Origin of the sequence: Microlunatus aurantiacus (assembly GCF_039536605.1) — a bacterium.
In the GTDB taxonomy this organism is placed as follows: domain Bacteria; phylum Actinomycetota; class Actinomycetes; order Propionibacteriales; family Propionibacteriaceae; genus Microlunatus; species Microlunatus aurantiacus.
The window spans coordinates 187,209-211,746 of record NZ_BAAAYX010000002.1; the positions used below are offsets into that span (position 1 = coordinate 187,209).

The following is a 24,538-nucleotide window of genomic DNA, read 5'->3' on the forward strand; positions in this document are numbered from 1 at the left end:
GAGCGGTCGACCTCGTCACTCGCCAGCGACGCGCCTGGGCCCATCCCTCCTTGTCAACGGCCCTATGGCGAGTATGCTTCCATCCCGAGCAGCAAGTAATTTGTCTGTTCCGCGCCGCCGTGCGCTTGAGCCTTGACCTCGCGCGCCAATCCGAGTACTGTAGGGGTTTGCCCTAGCCATTTCGACGACCCGTTTCTATTTGACACGGGCCGTTTGTCATGCGCAGAGCCACAACCAGATACTGCGAGTCTCGGAAGGACCCACTGTTGGCCGCCTCGCGCACTGCCCTCGATAGTCCCGCTGTTTCACCCACCGGTCGCATCTCCTTCGCCAAGATCGCGGAGCCCATGGAGGTCCCGGACCTCCTGGATCTGCAGATCGATTCCTTCGACTGGCTCGTCGGGAACGCCGCGTGGCGTGACCGGGTCGAGCTGGCCCTGGCGGACGGTCGGACGGATGTGAACACCAAGTCCGGTCTGGAGGAGATCTTCGAGGAGATCTCGCCGATCGAGGACTTCTCCGGAACGATGTCGCTGTCCTTCCGGGACCACCGCTTCGAGCCGCCGAAGAACTCCGTCGACGAGTGCAAGGACCGCGACGTCACCTACGCCGCGCCGCTGTTCGTCACCGCCGAGTTCATGAACAACGAGACCGGCGAGATCAAGAGCCAGACGGTCTTCATGGGCGACTTCCCGCTGATGACCGACAAGGGCACGTTCGTCATCAACGGCACCGAGCGGGTCGTGGTGTCCCAGCTCGTCCGTTCCCCGGGTGTCTACTTCGAGCAGACCACCGACAAGACCTCCGACAAGGACATCTTCACCTGCAAGATGATCCCGTCCCGCGGTGCGTGGCTGGAGTTCGAGATCGACAAGCGCGACATGGTCGGCGTCCGCCTCGACCGCAAGCGCAAGCAGAACGTCACCGTGCTGCTCAAGGCCCTGGGCTGGACCGACGCCCAGATCCTGGAGGAGTTCGGCGAGTACGAGTCGATGCGGCTCACCCTGGAGAAGGACCACACCTCGACCCAGGACGAGGCGCTCCTCGACATCTACCGCAAGCTGCGCCCGGGAGAACCGCCCACCCGCGAGGCCGCGCAGGCGCTGCTGGAGAACTACTTCTTCAACCCCAAGCGCTACGACCTGGCCAAGGTCGGTCGGTACAAGATCAACAAGAAGCTGGGCCTGGACGAGCCCTTCGACAAGCAGGTCCTGACGATCGAGGACATCGTCGCGGCCATCCGCTTCGTGGTGGCGCTGCACGAGGGTCGCGAGACCCTCGAGGCCCCGCGCGGCGAGCTGATCGTCGAAGAGGACGACATCGACCACTTCGGCAACCGCCGGCTGCGGACCGTGGGCGAGCTGATCCAGAACCAGCTGCGCACCGGTCTCGGCCGGATGGAGCGCGTCGTGCGCGACCGGATGACGACCCAGGACGTCGAGGCGATCACGCCGCAGACCCTGATCAACATCCGGCCCGTGGTCGCGGCGCTGAAGGAGTTCTTCGGCACCAGCCAGCTCAGCCAGTTCATGGACCAGACCAACCCGGTCGCGGGCCTGACGCACAAGCGGCGTCTCTCCGCCCTCGGCCCGGGCGGTCTGTCCCGTGACCGCGCCGGCATGGAGGTGCGCGACGTGCACACCTCCCACTACGGCCGGATGTGCCCGATCGAGACGCCGGAAGGCCCGAACATCGGTCTGATCGGCTCGCTCGCCTCCTTCGCCCGGGTGAACGCGTTCGGCTTCGTCGAGACGCCGTACCGCCGGGTGGCCGAGGGTCGGGTGACCGACGACGTCGACTACCTGACCGCCGACGAGGAGGACCGCTACGTCATCGCGCAGGCCAACGCCAAGCTGACCGAGGACGGCACCTTCGCCACCGAGCGGGTGCTGGTCCGCAAGCGGCACGGCGAGACCGACGAGGTCCCGGCCTCCGAGGTGGCCTACATGGACGTGTCGCCGCGCCAGATGGTGTCGGTGGCCACGGCCATGATCCCGTTCCTCGAGCACGACGACGCGTCTCGCGCCCTGATGGGCTCGAACATGCAGCGTCAGGCTGTCCCGCTGCTCCGGTCGGACTCCCCGTTCGTGGGCACCGGCATGGAGTACCGCGGCGCTGTCGACGCCGGCGACGTGACCACCGCGACCGAGCCCGGTGTGGTGACCTCGGTCAGCGCCGACCTGATCGACGTGGCCCAGGACGACGCCACGTACAAGACGTACCGGCTGGCCAAGTTCCGTCGCTCCAACCAGGGCACCTGCATCAACCAGCGTCCGCTGGTCTCGGTCGGACAGCGGGTCGAGAAGGGCACGCCGCTCGCCGACGGTCCCTGCACCGACGGTGCGGAGATGGCCCTCGGCCGCAACCTGCTGGTCGCGTTCATGCCGTGGGAGGGTCACAACTACGAGGACGCGATCATCCTGTCGCAGCGCCTCGTCCAGGACGACGTCCTCACCTCGATCCACATCGAGGAGCACGAGGTCGACGCCCGGGACACCAAGCTGGGCGCCGAGGAGATCACCCGGGACATCCCGAACGTCTCCGAGGAGATGCTGGCCGATCTCGACGAGCGCGGCATCATCCGGATCGGCGCCGAGGTCTCGACCGGCGACATCCTGGTCGGCAAGGTCACGCCCAAGGGTGAGACCGAGCTGACCCCGGAGGAGCGGCTGCTCCGCGCGATCTTCGGTGAGAAGGCGCGCGAGGTCCGCGACACCTCGTTGAAGGTGCCGCACGGCGAGTCGGGCACCGTCATCGGTGTCCGGGTCTTCGACCGCGACTCCGACGACGAGCTCGCGCCCGGGGTCAACCAGCTGGTCCGCGTCTACGTGGCCCAGAAGCGGAAGATCTCCAACGGTGACAAGCTCGCCGGCCGCCACGGCAACAAGGGCGTCATCTCCAAGATCCTGCCGATCGAGGACATGCCGTTCCTGGAGGACGGGACCCCGGTCGACATCGTGCTCAACCCGCTCGGTGTGCCGAGCCGGATGAACGTCGGTCAGGTGCTGGAGACCCACCTCGGGTGGGTGGCGAAGACCGGTTGGGACCTCGACGGTGTCGAGGGCGAGTGGGCCGAGCGGCTGCGCGGGATCAACCTCGGCCACGTCGAGGGCGACCAGCGTCTGGCCACCCCGGTGTTCGACGGCGCGACCGAGGCCGAGATCACCGGCCTGCTCGGCAACACGCTGCCGAACCGGGACGGTGTCCAGCTGGTCGACGGCGACGGCAAGGCGCGGCTGTTCGACGGCCGCTCCGGTGAGCCGTTCCCGAAGCCGGTCGGTGTCGGCTACATCTACATGCTGAAGCTGCACCACCTGGTGGACGACAAGATCCACGCCCGCTCCACCGGTCCGTACTCGATGATCACGCAGCAGCCCCTGGGTGGTAAGGCCCAGTTCGGTGGCCAGCGGTTCGGTGAGATGGAGGTGTGGGCACTGGAGGCGTACGGCGCCGCCTGGGCCCTGCAGGAGCTGCTCACCATCAAGTCCGACGACATCCACGGCCGCGTGAAGGTCTACGAGGCCATCGTCAAGGGCGAGAACATCCCCGAGCCCGGCATCCCCGAGTCGTTCAAGGTGCTGGTCAAGGAGATGAAGTCGCTCTGCCTGAACGTGGAGGTGCTGTCCAGCGACGGCACCGAGGTCGAGCTGCGGGACTCCGACGACGACAACTACCGCGCCAGCGAGGAGTTCGGCATCGATCTCTCCCGCCGGCCGGGCGAGTCGTTGGGCGTCGAAGAAGTCTGAACACGCACGGGGGGCCTTGCCCCCCGTGTACCCCCCGCTGGGGGCTCCGCCACCAGACCCCCGATCGGGTCCGGCGGAGTCCAGCGGGAGTTCAGTCCACAGCATCACAGGCAACAAACGAGTTACTAAAGAGAAGAGACAACAAGTGCTCGACGTGAACTTCTTCGACGAGATCCGCATCGGCCTGGCGACGGCAGATGAGATCCGTCAGTGGTCACACGGTGAGGTCAAGAAGCCGGAGACCATCAACTACCGCACGCTCAAGCCCGAGCGCGACGGTCTGTTCTGCGAGAAGATCTTCGGTCCCACCCGGGACTGGGAGTGCTACTGCGGCAAGTACAAGCGCGTGCGCTTCAAGGGCATCATCTGCGAGCGCTGTGGCGTCGAGGTCACCCGCTCCAAGGTCCGCCGCGAGCGGATGGGGCACATCGAGCTGGCCGCCCCGGTCACCCACATCTGGTACTTCAAGGGTGTCCCGAGCCGGCTCGGCTACCTGCTGGACATCGCGCCGAAGGACCTCGAGAAGGTCATCTACTTCGCGGCGTACATGATCACCTCCGTGGACGACGAGTCGCGTCACCGCGACCTGTCCTCGCTCGAGGCCAAGATCGACGTCGAGCGCAAGCAGCTCGAGGGTCGTCGGGACTCCGACATCGAGACCCGGATGAAGAAGCTGGAAGAGGACACCGCGGCCCTGGAGGCCGAGGGTGCCAAGGCCGACGCCAAGCGCAAGGTCCGCGAGGGTGCCGAGCGCGAGGCGAAGCAGCTGCGCGACCGCGCCCAGCGGGAGCTCGACCGGCTCGACGCGGTCTGGAACCGCTTCAAGAACCTCAAGGTCCAGGACCTCGAGGGCGACGAGGTGCTCTACCGGGAGATGAAGAACCGGTTCGGCAAGTACTTCGCCGGCTCGATGGGCGCCGACGCGATCAAGAAGCGGCTGGAGTCCTTCGACCTGGAGGCCGAGGCCATCTCGCTGAAGGAGACCATCCAGACCGGCAAGGGCCAGCGCAAGACCCGCGCCCTGAAGCGGCTCAAGGTCGTCTCCGCCTTCCTGACCACGAAGAACAGCCCGTCCGGCATGGTGCTGGAGTGCGTCCCGGTGATCCCGCCGGACCTGCGCCCGATGGTGCAGCTCGACGGTGGCCGGTTCGCGACGTCGGACCTGAACGACCTCTACCGTCGCGTGATCAACCGGAACAACCGGCTGAAGCGGCTGCTCGACCTCGGCGCGCCCGAGATCATCGTGAACAACGAGAAGCGGATGCTGCAGGAGGCCGTCGACTCGCTGTTCGACAACGGCCGTCGCGGCCGACCGGTCACCGGTCCGGGCAACCGTCCGCTGAAGTCGATCTCGGACATGTTGAAGGGCAAGCAGGGCCGCTTCCGGCAGAACCTGCTGGGCAAGCGCGTCGACTACTCCGGCCGTTCCGTCATCGTGGTCGGCCCGCAGCTCAAGCTGCACCAGTGCGGTCTGCCCAAGGCGATGGCGCTGGAGCTGTTCAAGCCGTTCGTGATGAAGCGGCTGGACGACCTCAACCACGCGCAGAACATCAAGTCCGCCAAGCGGATGGTCGAGCGCCAGCGCCCGGTCGTCTGGGACGTGCTCGAAGAGGTCATCGCCGAGCACCCGGTGCTGCTGAACCGCGCACCGACCCTGCACCGGTTGGGCATCCAGGCGTTCGAGCCGCAGCTCATCGAGGGCAAGGCCATCCAGATCCACCCGCTCGTCTGCACCGCGTTCAACGCGGACTTCGACGGTGACCAGATGGCCGTGCACCTGCCGCTGAGCGCGGAGGCGCAGGCCGAGGCCCGGATCCTGATGCTGTCGACGAACAACATCCTCAAGCCGGCCGACGGCCGGCCGGTGACCATGCCCACCCAGGACATGATCATCGGGATGTACTACCTGACGATGCAGAACGACGACACCGCAGGTGAGGGTCGGCTGTTCGGCTCGGTGGCGGAGGCCCTGATGGCCTTCGACCGCGGCGAGCTGAGCCCGCAGGCCAGGATCAAGCTGCGGCTGACCGACATCGTGCCGCCGGCCGGTTTCGAGCTGAACCCGAACGGGACCATCCTGCTCGAGACCACGCTGGGTCGCGCCCTGTTCAACGAGGCGCTGCCGGCCGACTACCCGTACGCCGACTACGAGGTGGGCAAGAAGCAGCTGGGTCAGATCGTCAACGACCTGGCCGAGCGCTACCCCAAGGTCGACGTGGCCCACACCCTGGACGCCCTGAAGGACCTGGGCTTCCACTGGGCCACCCGCTCCGGCGTGACCGTCTCCATCGGCGACGTCAGCACGCCGGCGAACAAGGCGGAGATCCTCAGCGTCTACGAGGACCGGGCCGCCAAGATCGACAAGCAGTACGAGCGGGGTCTGATCACCGAGGACGAGCGTCGCCAGGAGCTCATCGAGATCTGGACCGACGCGACCAGCCGGCTCGGGGCGGCGATGGAGGCCAACTTCTCCAAGAACAACCCGATCTACATGATGGTCCACTCCGGTGCCCGCGGGAACATGGTGCAGATGCGCCAGATCGCCGCCATGCGAGGCCTGGTGGTGAACCCGAAGGGCGAGATCATCGCGCGGCCGATCAAGTCGAACTTCCGCGAGGGTCTGTCGGTGCTGGAGTACTTCATCTCCACCCACGGTGGTCGTAAGGGCCAGGCCGACACCGCGCTGCGGACCGCCGACTCGGGCTACCTGACCCGTCGACTCGTCGACGTGGCCCAGGACGTGATCATCCGCGAGGAGGACTGCGGCACCGAGCGTGGCCTGACCAAGATCATCGCCGAGGGTGAGGACGGCGGTCTGACCCTGCACGACTGGGTCGAGACCGCCGTCTACGCCCGCACGCTGGCCACCGACGTCGTCGGGGCCGACGGTGAGGTCCTGCTCGCCGCCGGGGTCGATCTCGGTGACGTCAACATCGGCGTGCTGGCCGCGGCCGGCGTCCGTCAGGTGAAGGTGCGCAGCGTGCTCACCTGCGAGGCGGTGACCGGCACCTGCGCCATGTGCTACGGCCGTTCGCTGGCCACCGGCAAGCTGGTCGACGTCGGCGAGGCCGTCGGCATCGTCGCAGCCCAGTCGATCGGTGAGCCCGGCACCCAGCTGACGATGCGGACCTTCCACACCGGTGGTGTGGCCGGTGACGACATCACGCAGGGTCTGCCGCGTGTGCAGGAGCTGTTCGAGGCGCGTCAGCCCAAGGGCAAGGCGCCGATCTCGGAGGCCGCGGGTCGGGTCGCGCTCGAGGACTCGGACCGGCTGAAGAAGATCATCGTCACGCCGGACGACGGCTCGGAGCCGGCGGAGTTCACCGTCAGCCGCCGCGCGCGTCTGCTGGTCGAGGACGGCGATCGCGTCGTGGCCGGTCAGCAGCTCACGGCCGGCACCCCGGATCCGCAGGACGTCCTGCGGGTGCTCGGTGTCCGTCGGGTGCAGGAGCACCTGGTGGAAGAGGTGCAGGCGGTCTACCGGACCCAGGGTGCGCCGATCCACGACAAGCACATCGAGATCATCATCCGGCAGATGCTGCGTCGGGTGACGGTGATCGAGTCGGGCGACTCCAACCTGCTCGCCGGTGACCTGGTCGACCGGCTGTCGTACGAGGCAGCCAACCGCCAGGTCGTCGCCGAGGGCGGCACCCCCGCCTCGGGTCGTCCGGTGCTGATGGGCATCACCAAGGCGTCGCTGGCCACCGAGTCGTGGCTGTCCGCGGCGTCGTTCCAGGAGACCACCAAGGTGCTGACGGACGCGGCCATCCACGGCAAGTCCGACAGCCTGCGGGGTCTGAAGGAGAACGTCATCCTGGGCAAGCTGATCCCAGCCGGCACCGGTCTGGAGCGGTACCGCAACATCCGGGTCGAGCCGACCGCGGAAGCGCGGGCGCAGGCGTACTCGATGGTCGGTTACGACCAGTTCGACTACGACTTCGGCAGCGGCTCCGGTGCGGCCGTGCCGCTGGAGGAGTTCGACCTCGGCGACTACCGCTGAGCTCGCACTGAGCGCAGTCTGATCGCGTGATCGCCGGAGCGGTCGGGACCTTCGGGTCCCGGCCGCTCCGTCGTTCCCAGGCCCCTCAATCCTCCGACTTTTGCACCGCTATCCACGTGGAGTGTGGATTTCGGTGCAAAAGATCCTTCGGCGGCTGGGCGGGCTAGCGTGGAGGCCGTGGGAGTCCTCGAGGTGTTCGCGCCGCTGTTCGGCCACTGGCAGGGGCTGGAGGAGCTGTCCGCCTCGCCCTGGAGTGGGGCCGGGACCGCGCGGGCGGCGTTGACCTTCCGGGCCGAGATCGGCGGCGCGGCGGTGGTCAACGACTACCGGCAGGTGCGCGACGACGGGTCGGAGTTCCTGGCCCACGGCGTCTTCCTGGTCGATCCTGCCGCGGGGGTGTCCTGGTGGCTGTTCGACAGCTACGCGTTACCTCCCGAGCCGGCCACCGGTGGCTGGTGCGACGGCGAGCTGGTGCTGAGCAAGACGACCCCGCGCGGGCGGGCCGAGCACCGCTTCGGTCTGGACGGCGACGTGCTGACCTACGCCATCGACGTCACCCTGGGCGACTCGGGCCCGCAGCCGTTCCTCCGCGGCCGCTACGGGGCCCTCAGCGGTCACTGAGACCACTCCGACGGCTCGGGGGCAGGACGGTCAGACCCGGGCGCGGTCCAGGTGGGCCAGGATGTCGTCCACTGTCTCGTCGGGGGTCTGGGCCGAGGAGTCCAGCCAGTAGCCGATCTGCGCGGTCTCGCGACGCAGCACCTCGTCGAGCGCTCCGGGGGAGAAGTGCCGGTAGCCGGTCTTGTCCCGCTGCCGCTCCCGCCACTCGAGGGCGCTGACACTGGGGGACAGCACGACCAGGTGCCGCTCCGGGGTCGCGATGAGGTCCACGAAACCGGCCAGCTCCGGGCCGATGATGACGTCCTGCAGGATCGCGTCGAAGCCTGCCTGGGCGTACGCGTCGGCGGTGCGGGCGGCCAGGGCGTAGCGCAGGTGCAGCTGGGCCATGGCCTCCGGGGCGGCGTCGGGAGTCATCTCCACCCGCCCGTTCACCACCATCCGGCGGAAGACGTCGCCGCGGATGTGCACCGACCGCTCCAGCCGGTGCGCCAGCAGCTCGGCCACCGTCGACTTGCCGGCGGCCATCGCCCCGGTGATCACGATCACCCGTCCCCGTTGCGGCACGCTCCCGATCCTGCCGTACGCGGGCCGGTGGGGCCGCTGCTTTTCCGCTCGCGGCGGCGGATCCCACCCACTAGGCTCACGCGGTGCCCCTGCTCCTGTCGGTGAACGTCGGCCGTCCGCAACCCAACCCGTACAAGGAGACCAAGGCCACCGGCATCGGGAAGCTGCCGCAGAACGGGCCGGTGGAGGTCCGGGCCCCCGGCCCCAAACGTGGCGGTCTCGGTAGTGGACTCGTCGGCGACTTCATCGGTGACGTCAAACACCACGGTGGAGACGGCCAGGCGGTCTACGCCTTCCAGCGGGAGGATCTGGACCGGTGGGCGGCCCGGCTCGGCCGCGAGCTGGGGAACGGGTTCTTCGGTGAGAACCTGACCACTGTGGGCCTGGACGTCAACGAGGCCCGGATCGGCGAACGCTGGCAGGTCGGCGCCGGGGTGGTGCTCCAGGTGACCTCGGCCCGGATCCCGTGCTCCACCTTCCGTGGGTGGGTGGGGGAGCGGGGGTGGCTGAAGACGTTCACCGCCGATGCCCGGCCGGGCGCCTACCTGTCGGTGGTCACGCCGGGCACCATCCGCAGCGGCGACGACATCCGGGTCCTGCACCGTCCCGACCACGAGGTGACGGTCAGCCTGATGTTCCGGGCGTTCACCACCGAGCGGGACCTGCTGGGGAGTCTGCTGGCGGCGGGTGACGACCTCGATCCCGAGACCCAGGCCGAGATCGCGGTGGCCCGCCGCTGAGTCAGCTCAGCAGCTCGATGATCTTGGTGTAGCCGCGGGCTCTGGCCACGTCCAGAGCCGTGTCCCCGTTCGGATCCTTGGTGGTCTGGTCGACTCCGCCGGCCACCAGGGCCGCGACCGTCCGCTGGTGCGACGGCCCGCCGTCGCCCAAGATCACGGCCTCGTGCAGGGCGGTGTACCCGATCCGGTTGACGTGGTCGACGGCGACGTCGGTCCCCAGCAGCACGCCGACGATCCGGTCGTGGCCGCGGTCGGCGGCCCGGATGAGTCCGGTGCCCTTCCAGCTGTCCAGGCTGTGGACGTCGGCCCCGTGACGCAGGGTCAGCCGGAGCAGACGCGGGTCGTCGCCGACCTCACTGGTGGCGATCAGGTAGGCGCTCTGGACCGTCTCGTCCTTGGCGTTCGGGTCGGCGCCGGCCTTCAGCAGCAGCTCCGCGACCTCCAGGTGGTTCCCGTACGCCGCCGCGACCAGAGCGGTCGCCTTCGTGTCGTCACGCGCGGCGATCGACGCGCGCTGGTCGAGCAGCTTCTCGACCCGGTCGGCGTCGCCGGCTCGGGCGGCGGTGATCATGCGCTGACCGCGGTCCCGGATCTCGTCCGCGTCGTCGATCAGGTCGACGATCTCGTCGTAGCCCTTGGCGGCGGCCAGTGATCGCGGTGTGCGGCCGTTCTGGTCGCGGATCGAGGTGTCCGCCCCCGCCCCGATCAGCTGCCGCACCACGTCCACCTGGTCGGCCGAACCGTCGTTGAGCACGATCGCCTCCAGCATCGCGGTCCAGCCGAGCTCGTTCACGTGGTCCACCGGCACGCCGGCGTTGATCAAGATCCGTACGGTCTCGGTGTGGCCGTGCTCGCTGGCCGGGATCAGGGCGGTGCCGCCGAAACGGTTCGTGCTCGTCACGTCCGCCCCGTGGCGCAGGGTGGCCCGCAGGATCTCGTCGTAGCCCTCGGCTCCGGCGTAGAGGAAGGCCGAGTCCTGCAGGTCGTCCTTGGTGTCGGGATCGGCACCGGCGTCCAAGAGCAGCACCGCCACCTCGGTCCGCTGCGCCTTGGTGGCGACGACCAGGGGCGTCCGACCCTGTTCGTCGCGGGCTCTCAGGTCAGCCCGGTTGCGCAGTGCCTCGCGGGCGGCCGAGGCGTCACCGTCGGCGGCCGCCGCGAAGAGGGCGCGGGTCGCGTCGGACCGGCTCATCGTCGTCCTCGGGGTCGTGGAACGGGCGGTCGCCCTCGGCGCCGGGGTGGCCGACAGCGGCGGGGTGGGGACGTGCGCGGCGGACGGTGCGGTGGCCGGTGTCGGCTCGACCGCGCCGGGCGCCGGTCCGACCCGACCGCAGGCCGTGGCGGCCAGTGCCACCGCGGTCACGGCAGCGACGAGCACGAAACGGGAACGGCGCACGCGAAGATTGTATACGATTTGCCCGGCGGCGGGTCATCGTCGCCGTCGACCTTGGAGAACCAGGGCAGCGGTGGACCGGAATAGCCGCCCCGGAGGCCCGGTTGTCGCCGTCATGACATCAACGACTCCGGTTCAGCAGAGCGGCACGTTCGAAATCCGTGACCTCGGTCCTGTCCACCGCCTCGGGTTCGGCGCCATGCGCCTCACCGGCCCAGGCATCTGGGGAGAGCCGGCCGACCGGACCCTGGCCGTGCGGGTCGCCCGACGTGCCGTCGAGCTCGGGGTGGACCTCATCGACACCGCCGACTCCTATGGTCCCAACGTCTCCGAGGAGATCCTCGCCGAGGCGCTCCACCCGTACGCGCCTGGTCTGCGGATCGCCACGAAGGTGGGGCTCGTCCGTCCGGGACCCGGCATCTGGCGGCCGGTCGGCCGCCCGGAGTACCTGCGTCAGCAGGCCGAGCTGGCGCTGCGCAAGCTGCGGACCGAGCGGCTGGACCTGCTCCAGCTGCACCGGCTCGACCCGCAGGTGCCGGCCGCCGAGTCGTACGGAGTGCTGGCCGAGCTGCAGACCGAAGGGAAGGTGGCAGCGCTGGGGCTGTCGAACGTGACCGTGGCCGACATCGAGGAAGCCGGGCGGCACTTCACCGTGGCCACCGTGCAGAACCGCTACAACCTGACCGACGGCTCGTCGGAGGACGTGCTGGACCACTGCACCCAGAACGGGATCGGGTTCATCCCCTGGGCGCCGATCGCCGCCGGCGAGCTGGCCGCCCCCGGCGGTCCAGTGCACGAGGCCGCCACCCGACTGGGTGCGACCCCGGGCCAGGTGGCGCTGGCCTGGCTGCTGCGCCGCTCGCCGGCCATGCTCCCGATCCCGGGCACCGGCTCGATCGCGCACCTGGAGGAGAACCTGGCCGCGGCCGAGCTCGAGCTGGACGACGCGACGTACGCCGAGATCACCAGCGCGCGGTAACTCGTCCAGCCCCGGGAACCCGGCTTGCTCGGGTTTGTCGGCTCTGCTCGATCTCTAGACCGAGCGAAGCCGACAAACCCGAGCAGCTCTGTGTCTGAGGCTCACACCAGTTCCTTGGCGAGCAGGCGCAGCGTCTCCTCGCGGGCCGGGCTGGCGTCAGCGGGGGTGCCCCGGTAGGCGCCGGCGATGGGGGAGACCATCACCTCGTCGGTGCCGAACTCGGCGGCCAGGGCGGTGACCCCGGCGGCCACCGACTCGGGCGTGCCCACGAACCAGCTACGGGCGAAGTCGTCGGCCGCCTGCTGAGCCGCCGCGGGCAGCGGATCCGCCTCGGCCTCCTCGACCAGCTCCTGCGGGGCCAGGGTCTGGCCGCTGCGGAGGCGCCACATCGAGCGCCGTTGGCCCAGGGTGAGGCGGTCGGCCTCCTCCTGGGTGGCCGCGACCGCCGCGTTGACCACGGCGATGGTGGTCGGCTCGGGTGTCTCGGGCGACGGCTGGAACTGCGACTGGTAGCGCTGCAGGGCGGCCAGGGTCTGCTCACCGCCGAAGTGGTGGGCGAACACGTACGGCAGGCCCTGAGCGGCGGCCAGGTCGGCGGAGTACATCGACGAGCCGAGCAGCCAGACCCGGGGGGCGGTGCGCGCGGCCGGCGTGGCGGCGAGCGGATAGGACCGCCCACCGAGCGAGAGCTGGACGCCCTCGGGCCGCATCATCAGCGAGAGGGCGGTCAGGTCGTCGGCGAACGTGTCGACCTGGTCCTGGCGACCGGCGCGGAGCAGGTGGCTGGTCACCGGGTCCGAACCGGGAGCCCGGCCGACGCCGAGGTCGATCCGGTCCGGGTAGGCCGCCTCGAGCAGAGCGAACTGCTCAGCGATCACCAACGGAGCGTGGTTGGGCAGCATCACCCCGCCGGAGCCGAGGCGGATCCGCGCGGTGGCGGCCGCCAGCACCGCGACCAGGACGGGCGGGTTGGTGGCCGCCACGGCCGGCATGTTGTGGTGCTCGGCCACCCAGTAGCGGGTGAAGCCGAGGTCGTCGGCGGTCCGGGCCAGCGCGACCGAGGCGGCGATGGCGTCGGCCGTGGTCTGGTCGGTGCGGACGGGGACGAGGTCCAGGACGGAGAGTCGGGTCACCTCCACTCAACCCGGACGGCGCCCGCCCCATTCCGCACCCCGAGGGTCGTCCTGGTCGGTGGTGAGCCCCGCTCGGGGAGCCCGCGAACCCGACCACCCTTGGCCGAACGGGTAGGCTCATTCACTGTGCGCGGGACATCTCGCCGCTTTTGACCCTATGCGTCCGACGAGATAACCTAGGCGCTTGTGTCCGGGCTTGCCCGGCTCTGGTGCGTGCCCCCATGTCGACCCGTTCACTCGGGCTCTGCGGTGGTGTCGCACTGTGGACCTGCGGTAGCACGCCGGTTCACGACCCCATCCACGCAGCAGAAAGAGACAGTAAGCGGTGCCCACGATTCAGCAGCTGGTCCGCAAGGGCCGCACCGACAAGGTGAGCAAGAACAAGACGCCCGCGCTCAAGGGTTCGCCCCAGCGCCGCGGCGTGTGCACCCGGGTGTACACGACGACGCCGAAGAAGCCCAACTCGGCGTTGCGCAAGGTCGCCCGTGTTCGCCTGTCGTCCTCCGTCGAGGTCACTGCGTACATCCCCGGCGTCGGCCACAACCTGCAGGAGCACTCGATGGTGCTCGTCCGCGGCGGCCGCGTGAAGGACCTGCCGGGTGTTCGTTACAAGATCATCCGCGGCTCGCTCGACACCCAGGGTGTCAAGAACCGCAAGCAGGCCCGTAGCCGCTACGGCGCCAAGAAGGAGAAGTAATGCCTCGCAAGGGCCCCGCGCCGAAGCGCCCGGTGATGGTCGACCCCGTCTACGGGTCGCCGCTGGTCAGCCAGCTCGTGAGCAAGATCCTGCTCGACGGCAAGAAGACCATCGCCCAGGGCATCGTCTACACCGCCATGGAGGGCACCCGCACCAAGACCGGTATCGATCCGGTGCAGACCCTCAAGCGGGCACTCGACAACGTCAAGCCCGCCCTGGAGGTGAAGAGCCGCCGCGTGGGTGGTGCCACCTACCAGGTGCCGATCGAGGTGAAGCCGGCTCGCGCCACCACCTTGTCGATGCGTTGGTTGGTCCACTTCGCGCGGCTGCGGCGTGAGAAGACCATGTCCGAGCGCCTGATGAACGAGATCCTCGACGCGTCGAACGGCCTGGGGGCCGCGGTGAAGCGTCGCGAGGACACCCACAAGATGGCCGAAGCCAACAAGGCCTTCGCCCACTACCGCTGGTAACGACATCCGGACGCCGGGTGGCTGCACCAGCTCACCCGGCTCGGATCCATCCGGCATCGAGCCACCGCTCAGATCCAAGGAGAGGTTGAAGCCGCACCATGGCTGTCGACATCAAGACCGACCTGACCCACGTCCGCAACATCGGGATCATGGCCCACATCGACGCGGGCAAGACCACCACCACCGAGCGCATCCTCTTCTACACCGGTATCAACTACAAGATCGGTGAAGTCCACGAGGGTGCGGCCACGATGGACTGGATGGAGCAGGAGCAGGAGCGCGGCATCACGATCACGTCCGCCGCGACGACCTGTCACTGGAAAGACCACCAGATCAACATCATCGACACCCCCGGTCACGTCGACTTCACCGTCGAGGTGGAGCGCTCGCTCCGCGTCCTCGACGGCGCGGTCGCGGTGTTCGACGGTGTGGCCGGTGTCGAGCCCCAGTCCCAGACGGTGTGGCGTCAGGCCGACCGGTACAAGGTGCCGCGGATCTGCTTCGTCAACAAGCTGGACCGGACCGGCGCGAGCTTCGACTTCTGCGTGTCGACGATCAAGAACCGGCTGAACGCGGTGCCGGCGGTGCTGCAGCTGCCGATCGGTTCCGAGGGCGGCTTCATCGGTGTCGTGGACCTGGTCAACATGCGTGCGCTGACCTGGCGCGGTGAGACCACGATCGGCGACGACTACGCCGTCGAGGAGATCCCCGCCGACATGCTCGAGCAGGCCCAGGCGGCCCACCACGAGCTGGTCGAGCTGGTCGCCGACTACGACGACGAGCTGATGGAGACCTACCTCACCGACGAGGACTCCGTGAAGCCCGACCAGCTGGTCGCGGCCATCCGCCAGGCCGTCCTGTCGAGCAAGATCACCGCCGTGCTCTGTGGCAGCGCCTTCAAGAACAAGGGTGTGCAGCCGCTGCTGGACGCGGTCATCGCCTACCTGCCGTCCCCGGTCGACGTGCCCGCCATCGACGGCTTCAAGCCCGGTGACGAGTCCGTCAAGGTCGAGCGTCACCCGGACTCCAGCGACCCGTTCTCCGCGCTGGCCTTCAAGATCGCCGCCGATCCCCACCTGGGTCGGTTGACCTACATCCGGCTCTACTCGGGCAAGCTCGAGGCCGGCTCCACGGTGCTGAACAGCACCAAGGGCCGCAAGGAGCGGATCGGGAAGATCTACCAGATGCACGCCAACAAGCGTGAGGAGATCGCCAGCGTCGGTGCCGGTCAGATCGTCGCCGTGATGGGTCTGAAGGACACCACCACCGGGGAGACCCTGTCCGACCAGGCCAACCCGGTCGTGCTGGAGTCGATGGACTTCCCGGCCCCGGTCATCGAGCAGGCCATCGAGCCGAAGACGAAGTCCGACCAGGAGAAGCTGGGTGTCGCCATCCAGCGCCTCGCCGAGGAGGACCCCACGTTCCGGGTCCACACCGACGAGGAGACCGGCCAGACGATCATCGCCGGCATGGGCGAGCTCCACCTGGAGGTCCTGATCGACCGGATGAAGCGCGAGTTCCGGGTCGAGGCCAACATCGGCAAGCCGCAGGTGGCGTACCGCGAGACCCTCCGCAAGCCCGTGGAGAAGGTCGAGTACACCCACAAGAAGCAGTCCGGTGGCTCGGGTCAGTACGCCCGCGTGATCATCAAGCTGGAGCCGCAGGAGGCGGGCACCGGCTACGAGTTCGTCAACGGCGTCACCGGTGGCCGCATCCCCAAGGAGTACATCCCCGCGGTGGACGAGGGCATCCAGGACGCCATGCAGTTCGGCGTGCTGGCCGGTTACCCGGTCGAGGACATCAAGGTGACCCTGGTGGACGGCGCGTACCACGACGTCGACTCCTCCGAGCTGGCCTTCCGGATCGCCGGCTCGATGGTCTTCAAGGAGGCCGCCCGTCGTGCCGACCCCGCTCTGCTGGAGCCGGTGATGGCGGTCGAGGTGACCACCCCGGAGGACTACATGGGCACGGTCATCGGCGACCTGAACGGTCGTCGGGGACACATCCAGGCGATGAACGACCTGCACGGCAACAAGGTGATCGACGCCCTGGTGCCGCTGTCGGAGATGTTCGGCTACGTCGGCGACCTGCGCTCCAAGACGTCGGGTCAGGCGAACTACTCGATGGAGTTCGACTCCTACGCCGAGACGCCGAAGAGCATCGCCGAAGAGATCATCCAGAAGGCCCGCGGCGAGTGATCGCGGGTCCGTGAGGACCTCGATGAACCGTTTGACCTAGAACGGTTCGTCGGAAACACTTAGGCCGGACCAAATCCGGCCGACACCGTACACAACCCAAGAAGCGCCCCGCACAACAGCGTGGCGAACAAGCTAGAAGGAGCCTCAGTGGCCAAGGCCAAGTTCCAGCGGACTAAGCCGCACGTCAACATCGGCACCATCGGGCACATCGACCACGGCAAGACCACGCTGACCGCGGCGATCACCAAGGTGCTGCACGACAAGTACCCGGACCTGAACGAGGCCTCGGCCTTCGATCAGATCGACAAGGCGCCCGAGGAGCGGCAGCGAGGTATCACCATCTCGATCGCGCACGTCGAGTACCAGACCGAGGAGCGCCACTACGCGCACGTCGACTGCCCCGGTCACGCCGACTACATCAAGAACATGATCACCGGTGCGGCCCAGATGGACGGTGCGATCCTCGTGGTCGCCGCCACCGACGGTCCGATGCCGCAGACCCGTGAGCACGTGCTGCTGGCCCGTCAGGTCGGTGTGCCGGCGATCGTCGTCGCGCTGAACAAGTGCGACATGGTCGACGACGAGGAGATCCTGGAGCTCGTCGAGCTCGAGGTCCGTGAGCTGCTCAGCGAGTACGAGTACGACGGCGACGACATCCCCGTCGTGCAGGTCGCTGCGTTCCCGGCCCTCAACGGCGACGCGAAGTGGGGCGAGTCGATCATCGAGCTGATGAACGCCGTCGACAGCCACATCCCGCAGCCGGTGCGCGAGATCGACAAGCCGTTCTTGATGCCGGTGGAGGACGTCTTCACCATCACCGGACGCGGCACCGTCATCACGGGCCGGATCGAGCGTGGCGTGGTCAAGGTCAACGAGACCGTCGACATCATCGGCATCCGCGAGGCCAAGCAGACCACCACGGTCACCGGCGTCGAGATGTTCCGCAAGCTCCTCGACGAGGGCCAGGCGGGCGAGAACGTCGGCCTGCTGCTCCGTGGCACCAAGCGCGAGGACGTGGAGCGCGGCATGGTCGTGATCAAGCCGGGCACGACTACCCCGCACACCGAGTTCGAGGCTCGCGTCTACATCCTCTCCAAGGAGGAGGGCGGCCGTCACACGCCGTTCTTCAACAACTACCGCCCGCAGTTCTACTTCCGGACCACGGACGTGACGGGCGTGGTGAACCTCCCCGAGGGCACCGACATGGTGATGCCGGGCGACAACACGGACATGTCCGTGTCGCTGATCCAGCCCATCGCCATGGAGGAGGAGCTGAAGTTCGCCATCCGCGAGGGTGGTCGCACCGTCGGCGCCGGCCGGGTCACCAAGATCCTGAAGTGATCTGACCAGGCACCCAGCCTGAAGCACGTTCGACAGGGCCCCGCACCACCGGTGCGGGGCCTTGTCGCGTCCCCGCCCGCCTGCTCCTGGGTCAGTCGGGTCCGACGGCGACCGGAGTCGAGCGCTGGCGGGGCGGGAGCGGTCGGCGGCCTCGGACGCGTGGGGCACCTACGATCGGGTGGTGGACCCGAACACCGAGGCGATCATCCGGTTGGCCTGGGCGAGGATCCTGGGCCTGCCCGATGACGCCCTCGACACCCCCGCGACCGACGTGCTCACCCGGACGGACGACTCGGTGATCAGCTACGTCCGGCTGTGGGACCACCGGGTGCTGATCGGACCCCTGTGGGCGCACAGCCTCGCTCCGGCCCTCGCTCAGGACGACGCCGGGGTGGCGACGACGCTGCTGACCGCGGCCGCCGATCACGGCGGTCGTCTGCTGGGCCGGGCACACCTGGCGTTCACCGACACCTACGTCCCCGGGCCCCACCTGGAGACGGCTGTCGTCACCGACGACCCGGCGGCGGTGGTCGACCTCGAGGCGTCCTGCCCCCCGGATGACGTGACGGAGGTCGGTCTGGCCGGGATGGCCCGGGCGCTGGTCACCCTGGACGAGCTGGATCGCCCGACTGCCGGCGCCGGCTACGAGGAGTGGCAGGGCATCGTCGCCCACCTGGGCGTCCTCACCCCGCCTCCGTTCCGGCGGCAGGGCCACGGACTGACCGCCGCCGGCATCGCCACGAACGACGCGCTCGACGCCGGCCTCGTACCGCAGTGGCGGGTGCGGACCGAGAACCGGGCGTCCCGGCGCGTGGCCGCCCGGCTGGGCTTCCGCGAGGTCGGCACCCAGACGACGGTGCTGCTGACCGCCTAGCTCAGGCGCCCGCGCCTTGGATCAACGGACCAGGAGAAGGATCAACGGACCAGGAGAGCAACCGGCAGGCTGGCGAGCAGGTCGGCGAGCCGGACCGGACCGTCGTACGCGTGACCGCTGAGCACATCGGTCCAGCCGCCCTCGAGCCCGAGCACCGTGTCCCCCCACCCACCGGCGCGAGCCAGACCGACCGGCAGCCGGGTGGCCACCGTCAGGGCACCACCCCGGTCGTACGCGATCGCGTGCTGCGCGCCCGAGCCGGTCACCGGCACCGGTGCGTACGAGCCGAACAGCTCGGGGCGGTCGCGACGCAACCGCAGCGCGGTGGTCGTGACCCAGAGCTTCGCGGCCCCGGAGCCGTCGACCCGGGGCGTGCCGGTCAGGGACGCGAGCAGCCGGCGGCGCTCGGCGAAGTCGACAGGCCGCCGGTTGTCGGGGTCGACCAGCGAGTCCTCCCACAGCTCGGTGCCCTGGTAGACGTCGGGGACCCCCGGCATGGTGAGCTGCACCAGCTTCTGACCGAGCGCGTTGGACCAACCGGGCTCCTCGACCAGCGCCAGCAGCCGATCCCAGCCGTCCCGGAGGGCCGCGTCGTCGTACGCGAGGTCGATCAGGGCCTGGACGCCTCGCTCGTACTCCTCGTCGACAGCGGTCCACCGGGTCTCCTGGCTGGCCTCCCGCATCGCCTTCTCCGCGTACGCGTGCAGTCGGTCGCGGTCCTCGACCGCTCCGACCCCCACCAGGGTCTGCGCCAGGAAGTAGGCGAACGCCGCGTTCGAGCCCTCCGCCCGTGCGACGACCGCGGCGGCGAACCGCTCCCACTCCTCCCCGAGCTCGGCGAGCACCGCCAGCCGGGCCCGGACGTCCTCGCCGCGCTTGGTGTCGTGGGTGGACAGCGAGGTCATCGACAGTGGTTGTCTCTGCTGGCGGACCTGCTGGAGCGTGTGGAAGTCGTCGAGGCCGATCCCGAACTCGCCTGCGTTGGCGCCGACCTCGTTCAGGGCGATGAACCGCGCGTAGCGGTAGAAGGCGGTGTCCTCGGTGCCCTTGGCCATCGTCGCCCCGCTGAGCTGCTGGAACCGGCGGGCCAGCTCGTCGGCCGGGTCGTGCAACCGGGGTGACAGCGTGGCGAGGGCCGCCGCCAGCTCGGGCCGGCGCTGCTCGGCCAGCACCAGCGCCTTGTCCAGGTCCGCCACACCGTCCGGCAGGTAGGACCGGTAGACGCCGAACGCGATCGCCACCTCGGCGATCGCCGCGTCCGCGTCCGCCACGTCCGGGGCCAACCCGGCGATCCGGCGGACCTCGGCGACCAGCAGCCGGTCGAGGATCATCCGCTTGCCCTGCTCCACGTGCTCGGTGCTGGTCAGCCCGTCACCGGTCAGCCGCCGGTAGCGCTCCGTCGCGGCCGCCTCACCGGCCAGGTCGACGAAGACGCCGTTGACCTCCCGCATGGCGTCGTAGCCGGTGGTCCCGGCCACCGGCCAGTCGGGCAGCCGCTCACCCGGCTCCAGGATCTTCTCGACGGTGATCCAGGCGTCCGGAGCGAGCCGGGCCAGCCGTTCCTGGTACTCACCCGGGTCGACCAACCCGTCGGGGTGATCCACCCTCAGGCCGGCCACCCCCTCGGCGATCATGGACGCGACCCGACGATGGGTGGCCTCGAAGACAGCCGGGTCCTCCTGCCGGACCCCGGCCAGGGTCGTGACGGTGAAGAACCGGCGGTAGCTCAGCTCCGCGTCGCCCTGCGAGTAGTGCACCAGGCGGTAGTGCTGCCGCTCGTGCACGGCGTCGGGGTCGTCGCCGGCAGCCCAGCTCCCGGGGGCCAGGGGGAAGCGGTGCTCGTAGTAGGCGAGCTCGCCGTCCGCCACGCTCAGCACCGCGTCGTCGCCCAGCACCGGCACGGTGATCGGACGGCTCCAGTCGATGTCGAACCAGGCGGCGTACGCGGACTCGCGGCCGTGGGTGAGCACGTCCCACCAGTACGGGTTCTCCCGCGCCGCGCTGATCCCGAGGTGGTTGGGGACGATGTCCACGACGACCTGGAGACCGGCGTCGGTCGCCGCCGCCAGCAGGGCCGACCACCCGGTCTCACCGCCCCGGTCGGTGTCGATGCGGAGCGGGTCGGTGGTGTCGTAGCCGTGGTCGGAGCCGGTCGTGGACTGCAGGATCGGCGACAGGTAGACAGCACCCACACCCAGCTCGCGCAGGTAGCCGACGACGGCGGCAGCGTCGTCCAAGGTGAAGCTCTTGCGGATCTGGAGGCGGTACGTGGAGGGGGGCGGTGTCACCACCGAAGGCTAGCCGCCGGCGCCCGTCTGCCGGGGTGGCGGGGCGTCCGGCAGGTCGGCGGCCAGATGGAGCTCGACCTGACCCGAGCGCCGGGGATCGGCACCGCCGCCGAGCCAGCTGAGGGCGGACACCCCGCCGAAGTAGGGGTCCAGGGTCTCGGCCACACCCACCTCGTCCCCGTCGGCGGCCAGCGCCCGTTGCACCTCGGTGGAGAAGCCGGGCTCCAGCCGTACGGCTCCCGGCACCGCGTTGAGGCGCGGCGCGTCGATGGCGGCCTGGGGTGGGGTGTGCTCGAGCATCCGCAGCATGCACTGCACCAGCGCCGACCGGATCCGACTGCCGCCGGCCGCGCCGGCCGCGACCACGGGCCGACCGCCCGGGTCGATGGCCAGCATCGGCGACATCATCGACCCCATCCGCATCCCGGGAGCGACGCCGTCGCGGACCAGCTCACCCTCCCCGAGCATGGAGTTCAGGTGGACACCGAAGCCCGGCACCCAGACGCCGGACCCGAGTCCCAGGCTGGTGGTCACGGCACACACGTTGCCGTCGACGTCGGCGGCGACCAGGTTGGTGGTCTCGGCCCGCCGGTCCGGGGCCCGGAGAGCCTGCACCAGGGCTCGGGCCGCGTCCGGCGAGGTGGTCGGGTCGCCCGTCATGTCGGCGGCCGCGGCCTGCATGGTGCCCAGGACGTCGTCCAGGTCGTTGCCGCGGGCCAGCACGCCGAACCCGTGCACGCCGACCCGGCGCGGTCGGCTCTCGATCACCTCGTACGACTCCAGGTCGCGCGCCTCCATGGCCGAGGAGTCGCCCAGGACCTCCAGCACCGCCCGGGAGTAGTCGCCGCGGTAGAAGGCCTCGGGCTCGGCGGCCAGCAGGTCGTAGGCGTGCGGGTGGGCCGGGTGGGCGACCAGGTCGCCCCCTTGCAGGACGCTCCCGTCGGGCCGGCTGTAGACCTCGATCCCGTCGGACACGTGGAAGGCGGGGGACACCTTGGGCAGCAGGTCGGCGTGGGTGCTGGGAAAGACCGAACCGAGCGAGGCCTGGCGGCCCGGGGCCACCACCTCGCCCCAGGGCAGTCGACCCCAGCGGCGCCACAGGTGCAGGACACCGGCCGGGATCCCGGGCACCGCGACGGTGGGTGGGCCGATCTCGTAGGGGATGGCCTGACCGACGAACACGACCTCGATCGGCTGACCCCGACCGGGTGCCCGGCCGCCCAGCCCGGGAACGGCCACGAAGAAGTCCAGGCAGCGGACCTGACCGGTGGCTGCCTCGTAGTGGATGGCGAACCCGCCGCCGCCCAGCCCGGTGAACAGCGTCTCGGCCGCGCAGCTGGTGAGCACCATGGCCGCCGCCGCGTCGGCCGCCGAGCCGCCCGCCGCCAGGATGTCGCCGCCGGCCTGCGCCGTCGCCTGGTGGCCCGCCGCCACGCCCGCGGTGATCGTCACGTGATCACCCTAGGCCCGTGAGGGTGGTGGCGGTGACTGCGCGTCGCCGTCGCGAGCGGGCCCCAGGTCCGGGAGCGGGAAGGCGGCGCGCCCGGCGTGCGGAGGAGCGATGAAGGGAGGTGTGCTTTCTGCCTTCGTGAAGAGTGACGACGGAGCCGGTGACTGCGGGCCGCCGTCGCGAGCGGGCCCATCAGAACGCATGACGACTGTCATGGTGAGGAGGTGACGCTCGGCCGAGGTCGAGCGGCGAGCGCCGGACCAGACTTCAGGGCATGGCTCCTTCACCCACGATCGGCCGCAGCACGGCACCGCCGACCGACCAGCCGCCGACCACCTCCCCTGCCATCCTGCTCGAGGGCCTGCACAAGGCGTACGGGTCGGTCCGGGCCGTCGACGGTCTCGATCTGGCCATCGCCGCCGGGGAGATCGTCGCGGTCCTCGGGCCCAACGGCGCCGGCAAGTCCACCACCACCGAGATGATCACCGGTCTGACCGACCCGGACCGCGGTCGGGCCGAGGTGTTCGGCCGGCCGCCGCGCACGGCGGTGCGGGACGGACTGGTCGGCGTCATGCTGCAGGGCGGTGCTCTGCTGCACGAGGCGACCGTCAAGGACGTCCTCGCCCTGATGCACGGCTTGCACGCCCATCCGCTGACCCTGGACGAGGTGATCGAACGCGCCGACCTCAGCACGTTCCTGAAGACCAAGACCGAGAAGCTGTCCGGCGGTCAGGCCCAGCGGCTGCGGTACGCGCTGGCGATCATGGCCGATCCGCAGCTGCTCATCCTGGACGAACCGACTGTCGGCATGGACGTCGAGATCCGCCGGGCCTTCTGGGCCTCGATGCGGGAGTTCATCTCCGGGGGCCGCACGGTCCTGTTCGCCACCCACTACCTCGACGAGGCCGACGCGGAAGCGGACCGGATCGTGGTCCTGGCCCGCGGTCGGCTGATCGCCGACGGCACCCCTTCCACGATCAAGAGCCGGGTCGCCGACCGCACCGTCACCATGGCCGCCCACGGCGTCGATCTCACCGAGCTCCGCCGGCTGCCGGCGGTGATCGCCGCTGAGTCGACCGGCGGCCGGGTGATGCTGCGGACCACCGACTCCGACAGCACGCTGCGGGCGCTGGTCGCCGAGCACCCCGGAGCCACCGACATCGAGATCGTGTCGGCCAGCCTCGAGGACGCCTTCCTCACCCTGACCCACGACCAGCCCGAGGACCTCACATGATCACGACCGACGCCACCCTCGCCACCGAGACGCCCCGCCGGCCGGTCGGCTGGCCCCCGCCGGTGCACTACGCCCTGCACAGCACCTGGCTGACGATGAAGAACTTCGCCTTCGTGGTGTTCGCCGTCGGGTTGCCGCTGGTGCTCTACGTCGTGTTCAGCCAGACCTTCACCGCCGGAGCGGGGCCGGACGCCGGGCTGGTCTCGGCGATGATCATGGTCTCGATGGCGGCGTACGGAGCCCTGGGCGCTGCCATGAGCGGGGGAGCCCAGCTGGCCACCGAGCGTCGCTCCGGCTGGTTCCGGCAGCTCAGCATCACCACGCTGGCGCCGCGGGAGTTCCTGCTGGCCAAGGCGGCCGTGATCATGGTGCTGGTGCTGCCCTCGCTCGTGCTCGTCTTCGCCGCCGGGTTCCTCCTCGGTGGCGTACGCCTGCCGGTCGGCGTCTGGCTCGCCTCGCTGGGTCTGATGTGGGCGGCCCTGATCCCGCTGGCCATCCTCGGCATCGTCATCGGGCTGTGGGTCAAGGCGGAGGCAGTCGGTGGCGTGACCACCCTGGTGCTGCTGGTGCTGGCCATGCTCGGCGGGCTGTGGTTGCCGATGGAGATGATGCCGCCGGCCGCGCAGGCCCTGGCCCACGCGCTGCCGTCGTACTGGCTCGCCGAGCTCGGCCGGTGGCCGATGCTGCCGGACACGTCGTTCCCGTGGACCGGTGTGCTGGTGTTGCTCGCGTGGGTCGTCGGACTTACGGTGCTCGGAGCCCTGGGTTTCCGACGCGCCACGGCCAGCAGCAAGCGGTGAGGTCGGGCCG

Annotated in this window: 17 protein-coding genes; 12 read left to right on the forward strand and 5 right to left on the reverse strand. The window is 69.5% G+C overall.

The genetic code is table 11. The annotated features are described in order from the left end of the window. The first annotated feature begins 266 nt into the window (after nt 1-266). The 3 genes from rpoB (at nt 267) to ABD714_RS01030 (ending at nt 8,367) form a co-directional block, all read left to right on the forward strand. Complete coding sequence (rpoB, locus tag ABD714_RS01020) at nt 267-3,746, forward strand: DNA-directed RNA polymerase subunit beta (RefSeq protein WP_344810402.1); 3,480 nt, start codon at nt 267-269, stop codon at nt 3,744-3,746. Between the two features lie 145 nt (nt 3,747-3,891). Beyond that, complete coding sequence (locus tag ABD714_RS01025) at nt 3,892-7,746, forward strand: DNA-directed RNA polymerase subunit beta' (protein ID WP_344810403.1); 3,855 nt, start codon at nt 3,892-3,894, stop codon at nt 7,744-7,746. A gap of 177 nt (nt 7,747-7,923) precedes the next feature. After that, entirely contained in the window at nt 7,924-8,367 is a 444-nt protein-coding gene (locus tag ABD714_RS01030; RefSeq protein ID WP_344810404.1) for a DUF1579 domain-containing protein, read from the forward strand. Between the two features lie 30 nt (nt 8,368-8,397). Here ABD714_RS01030 and ABD714_RS01035 read toward each other — a convergent pair whose 3' ends face one another. Further along, nucleotides 8,398-8,931 (reverse strand): AAA family ATPase, encoded by a 534-nt coding sequence (locus tag ABD714_RS01035; protein ID WP_344810405.1) that lies wholly within the window; start codon nt 8,929-8,931, stop codon nt 8,398-8,400. A gap of 83 nt (nt 8,932-9,014) precedes the next feature. On the opposite strand from ABD714_RS01035, the gene ABD714_RS01040 reads away from it, so the two are divergent. Further along, nucleotides 9,015-9,671, forward strand: a complete 657-nt coding sequence (locus ABD714_RS01040; protein ID WP_344810406.1) for an MOSC domain-containing protein — start codon at nt 9,015-9,017, stop codon at nt 9,669-9,671. Nucleotide 9,672: 1 nt separating this feature from the next. Here ABD714_RS01040 and ABD714_RS01045 read toward each other — a convergent pair whose 3' ends face one another. Next, complete coding sequence (locus ABD714_RS01045; RefSeq protein ID WP_344810407.1) at nt 9,673-11,067, reverse strand: ankyrin repeat domain-containing protein; 1,395 nt, start codon at nt 11,065-11,067, stop codon at nt 9,673-9,675. Nucleotides 11,068-11,179: 112 nt separating this feature from the next. Between ABD714_RS01045 and ABD714_RS01050 the strand changes: the two genes are divergently transcribed. Next, nucleotides 11,180-12,043 carry an aldo/keto reductase gene (locus ABD714_RS01050; protein WP_344810408.1) on the forward strand — a complete coding sequence of 288 codons (864 nt, stop codon included), beginning with the start codon at nt 11,180-11,182 and terminating at the stop codon, nt 12,041-12,043. 101 nt (nt 12,044-12,144) lie between these two features. Here ABD714_RS01050 and ABD714_RS01055 read toward each other — a convergent pair whose 3' ends face one another. Next, the gene (locus ABD714_RS01055; protein WP_344810409.1) at nt 12,145-13,176 is read right to left on the reverse strand and encodes an MsnO8 family LLM class oxidoreductase; all 1,032 of its coding nucleotides are present in this window, start codon (nt 13,174-13,176) and stop codon (nt 12,145-12,147) included. A gap of 325 nt (nt 13,177-13,501) precedes the next feature. On the opposite strand from ABD714_RS01055, the gene rpsL reads away from it, so the two are divergent. From rpsL to ABD714_RS01080, 5 genes are all read left to right on the forward strand, one after another. Then, nucleotides 13,502-13,873 (forward strand): 30S ribosomal protein S12, encoded by a 372-nt coding sequence (rpsL, locus tag ABD714_RS01060; protein ID WP_344810410.1) that lies wholly within the window; start codon nt 13,502-13,504, stop codon nt 13,871-13,873. Continuing rightward, on the forward strand, nt 13,873-14,343 hold the full coding sequence (gene rpsG, locus ABD714_RS01065; RefSeq protein ID WP_344810411.1) for a 30S ribosomal protein S7: 471 nt from the start codon (nt 13,873-13,875) through the stop codon (nt 14,341-14,343). Before rpsL ends, rpsG begins: the two co-directional genes overlap by 1 nt. A gap of 98 nt (nt 14,344-14,441) precedes the next feature. Continuing rightward, on the forward strand, nt 14,442-16,541 hold the full coding sequence (fusA, locus tag ABD714_RS01070; RefSeq protein ID WP_344810412.1) for an elongation factor G: 2,100 nt from the start codon (nt 14,442-14,444) through the stop codon (nt 16,539-16,541). 147 nt (nt 16,542-16,688) lie between these two features. After that, complete coding sequence (tuf, locus tag ABD714_RS01075) at nt 16,689-17,882, forward strand: elongation factor Tu (protein WP_344810413.1); 1,194 nt, start codon at nt 16,689-16,691, stop codon at nt 17,880-17,882. A 181-nt stretch (nt 17,883-18,063) separates the two neighbouring features. Continuing rightward, a complete protein-coding gene (locus ABD714_RS01080; protein ID WP_344810414.1) occupies nt 18,064-18,756 on the forward strand; it encodes a GNAT family N-acetyltransferase in 693 nt (230 codons plus the stop codon). 41 nt (nt 18,757-18,797) lie between these two features. Here ABD714_RS01080 and treY read toward each other — a convergent pair whose 3' ends face one another. Then, nucleotides 18,798-21,044 carry a malto-oligosyltrehalose synthase gene (gene treY, locus ABD714_RS01085; protein WP_344810415.1) on the reverse strand — a complete coding sequence of 749 codons (2,247 nt, stop codon included), beginning with the start codon at nt 21,042-21,044 and terminating at the stop codon, nt 18,798-18,800. A gap of 9 nt (nt 21,045-21,053) precedes the next feature. After that, entirely contained in the window at nt 21,054-22,496 is a 1,443-nt protein-coding gene (locus ABD714_RS01090) for a gamma-glutamyltransferase (RefSeq protein WP_344810416.1), read from the reverse strand. Nucleotides 22,497-22,768: 272 nt separating this feature from the next. On the opposite strand from ABD714_RS01090, the gene ABD714_RS01095 reads away from it, so the two are divergent. Both ABD714_RS01095 and ABD714_RS01100 read left to right on the forward strand, forming a co-directional pair. After that, on the forward strand, nt 22,769-23,728 hold the full coding sequence (locus ABD714_RS01095) for an ABC transporter ATP-binding protein (RefSeq protein ID WP_344810417.1): 960 nt from the start codon (nt 22,769-22,771) through the stop codon (nt 23,726-23,728). After that, complete coding sequence (locus ABD714_RS01100; RefSeq protein WP_344810418.1) at nt 23,725-24,528, forward strand: ABC transporter permease; 804 nt, start codon at nt 23,725-23,727, stop codon at nt 24,526-24,528. Before ABD714_RS01095 ends, ABD714_RS01100 begins: the two co-directional genes overlap by 4 nt. Nucleotides 24,529-24,538 lie beyond the last annotated feature (10 nt).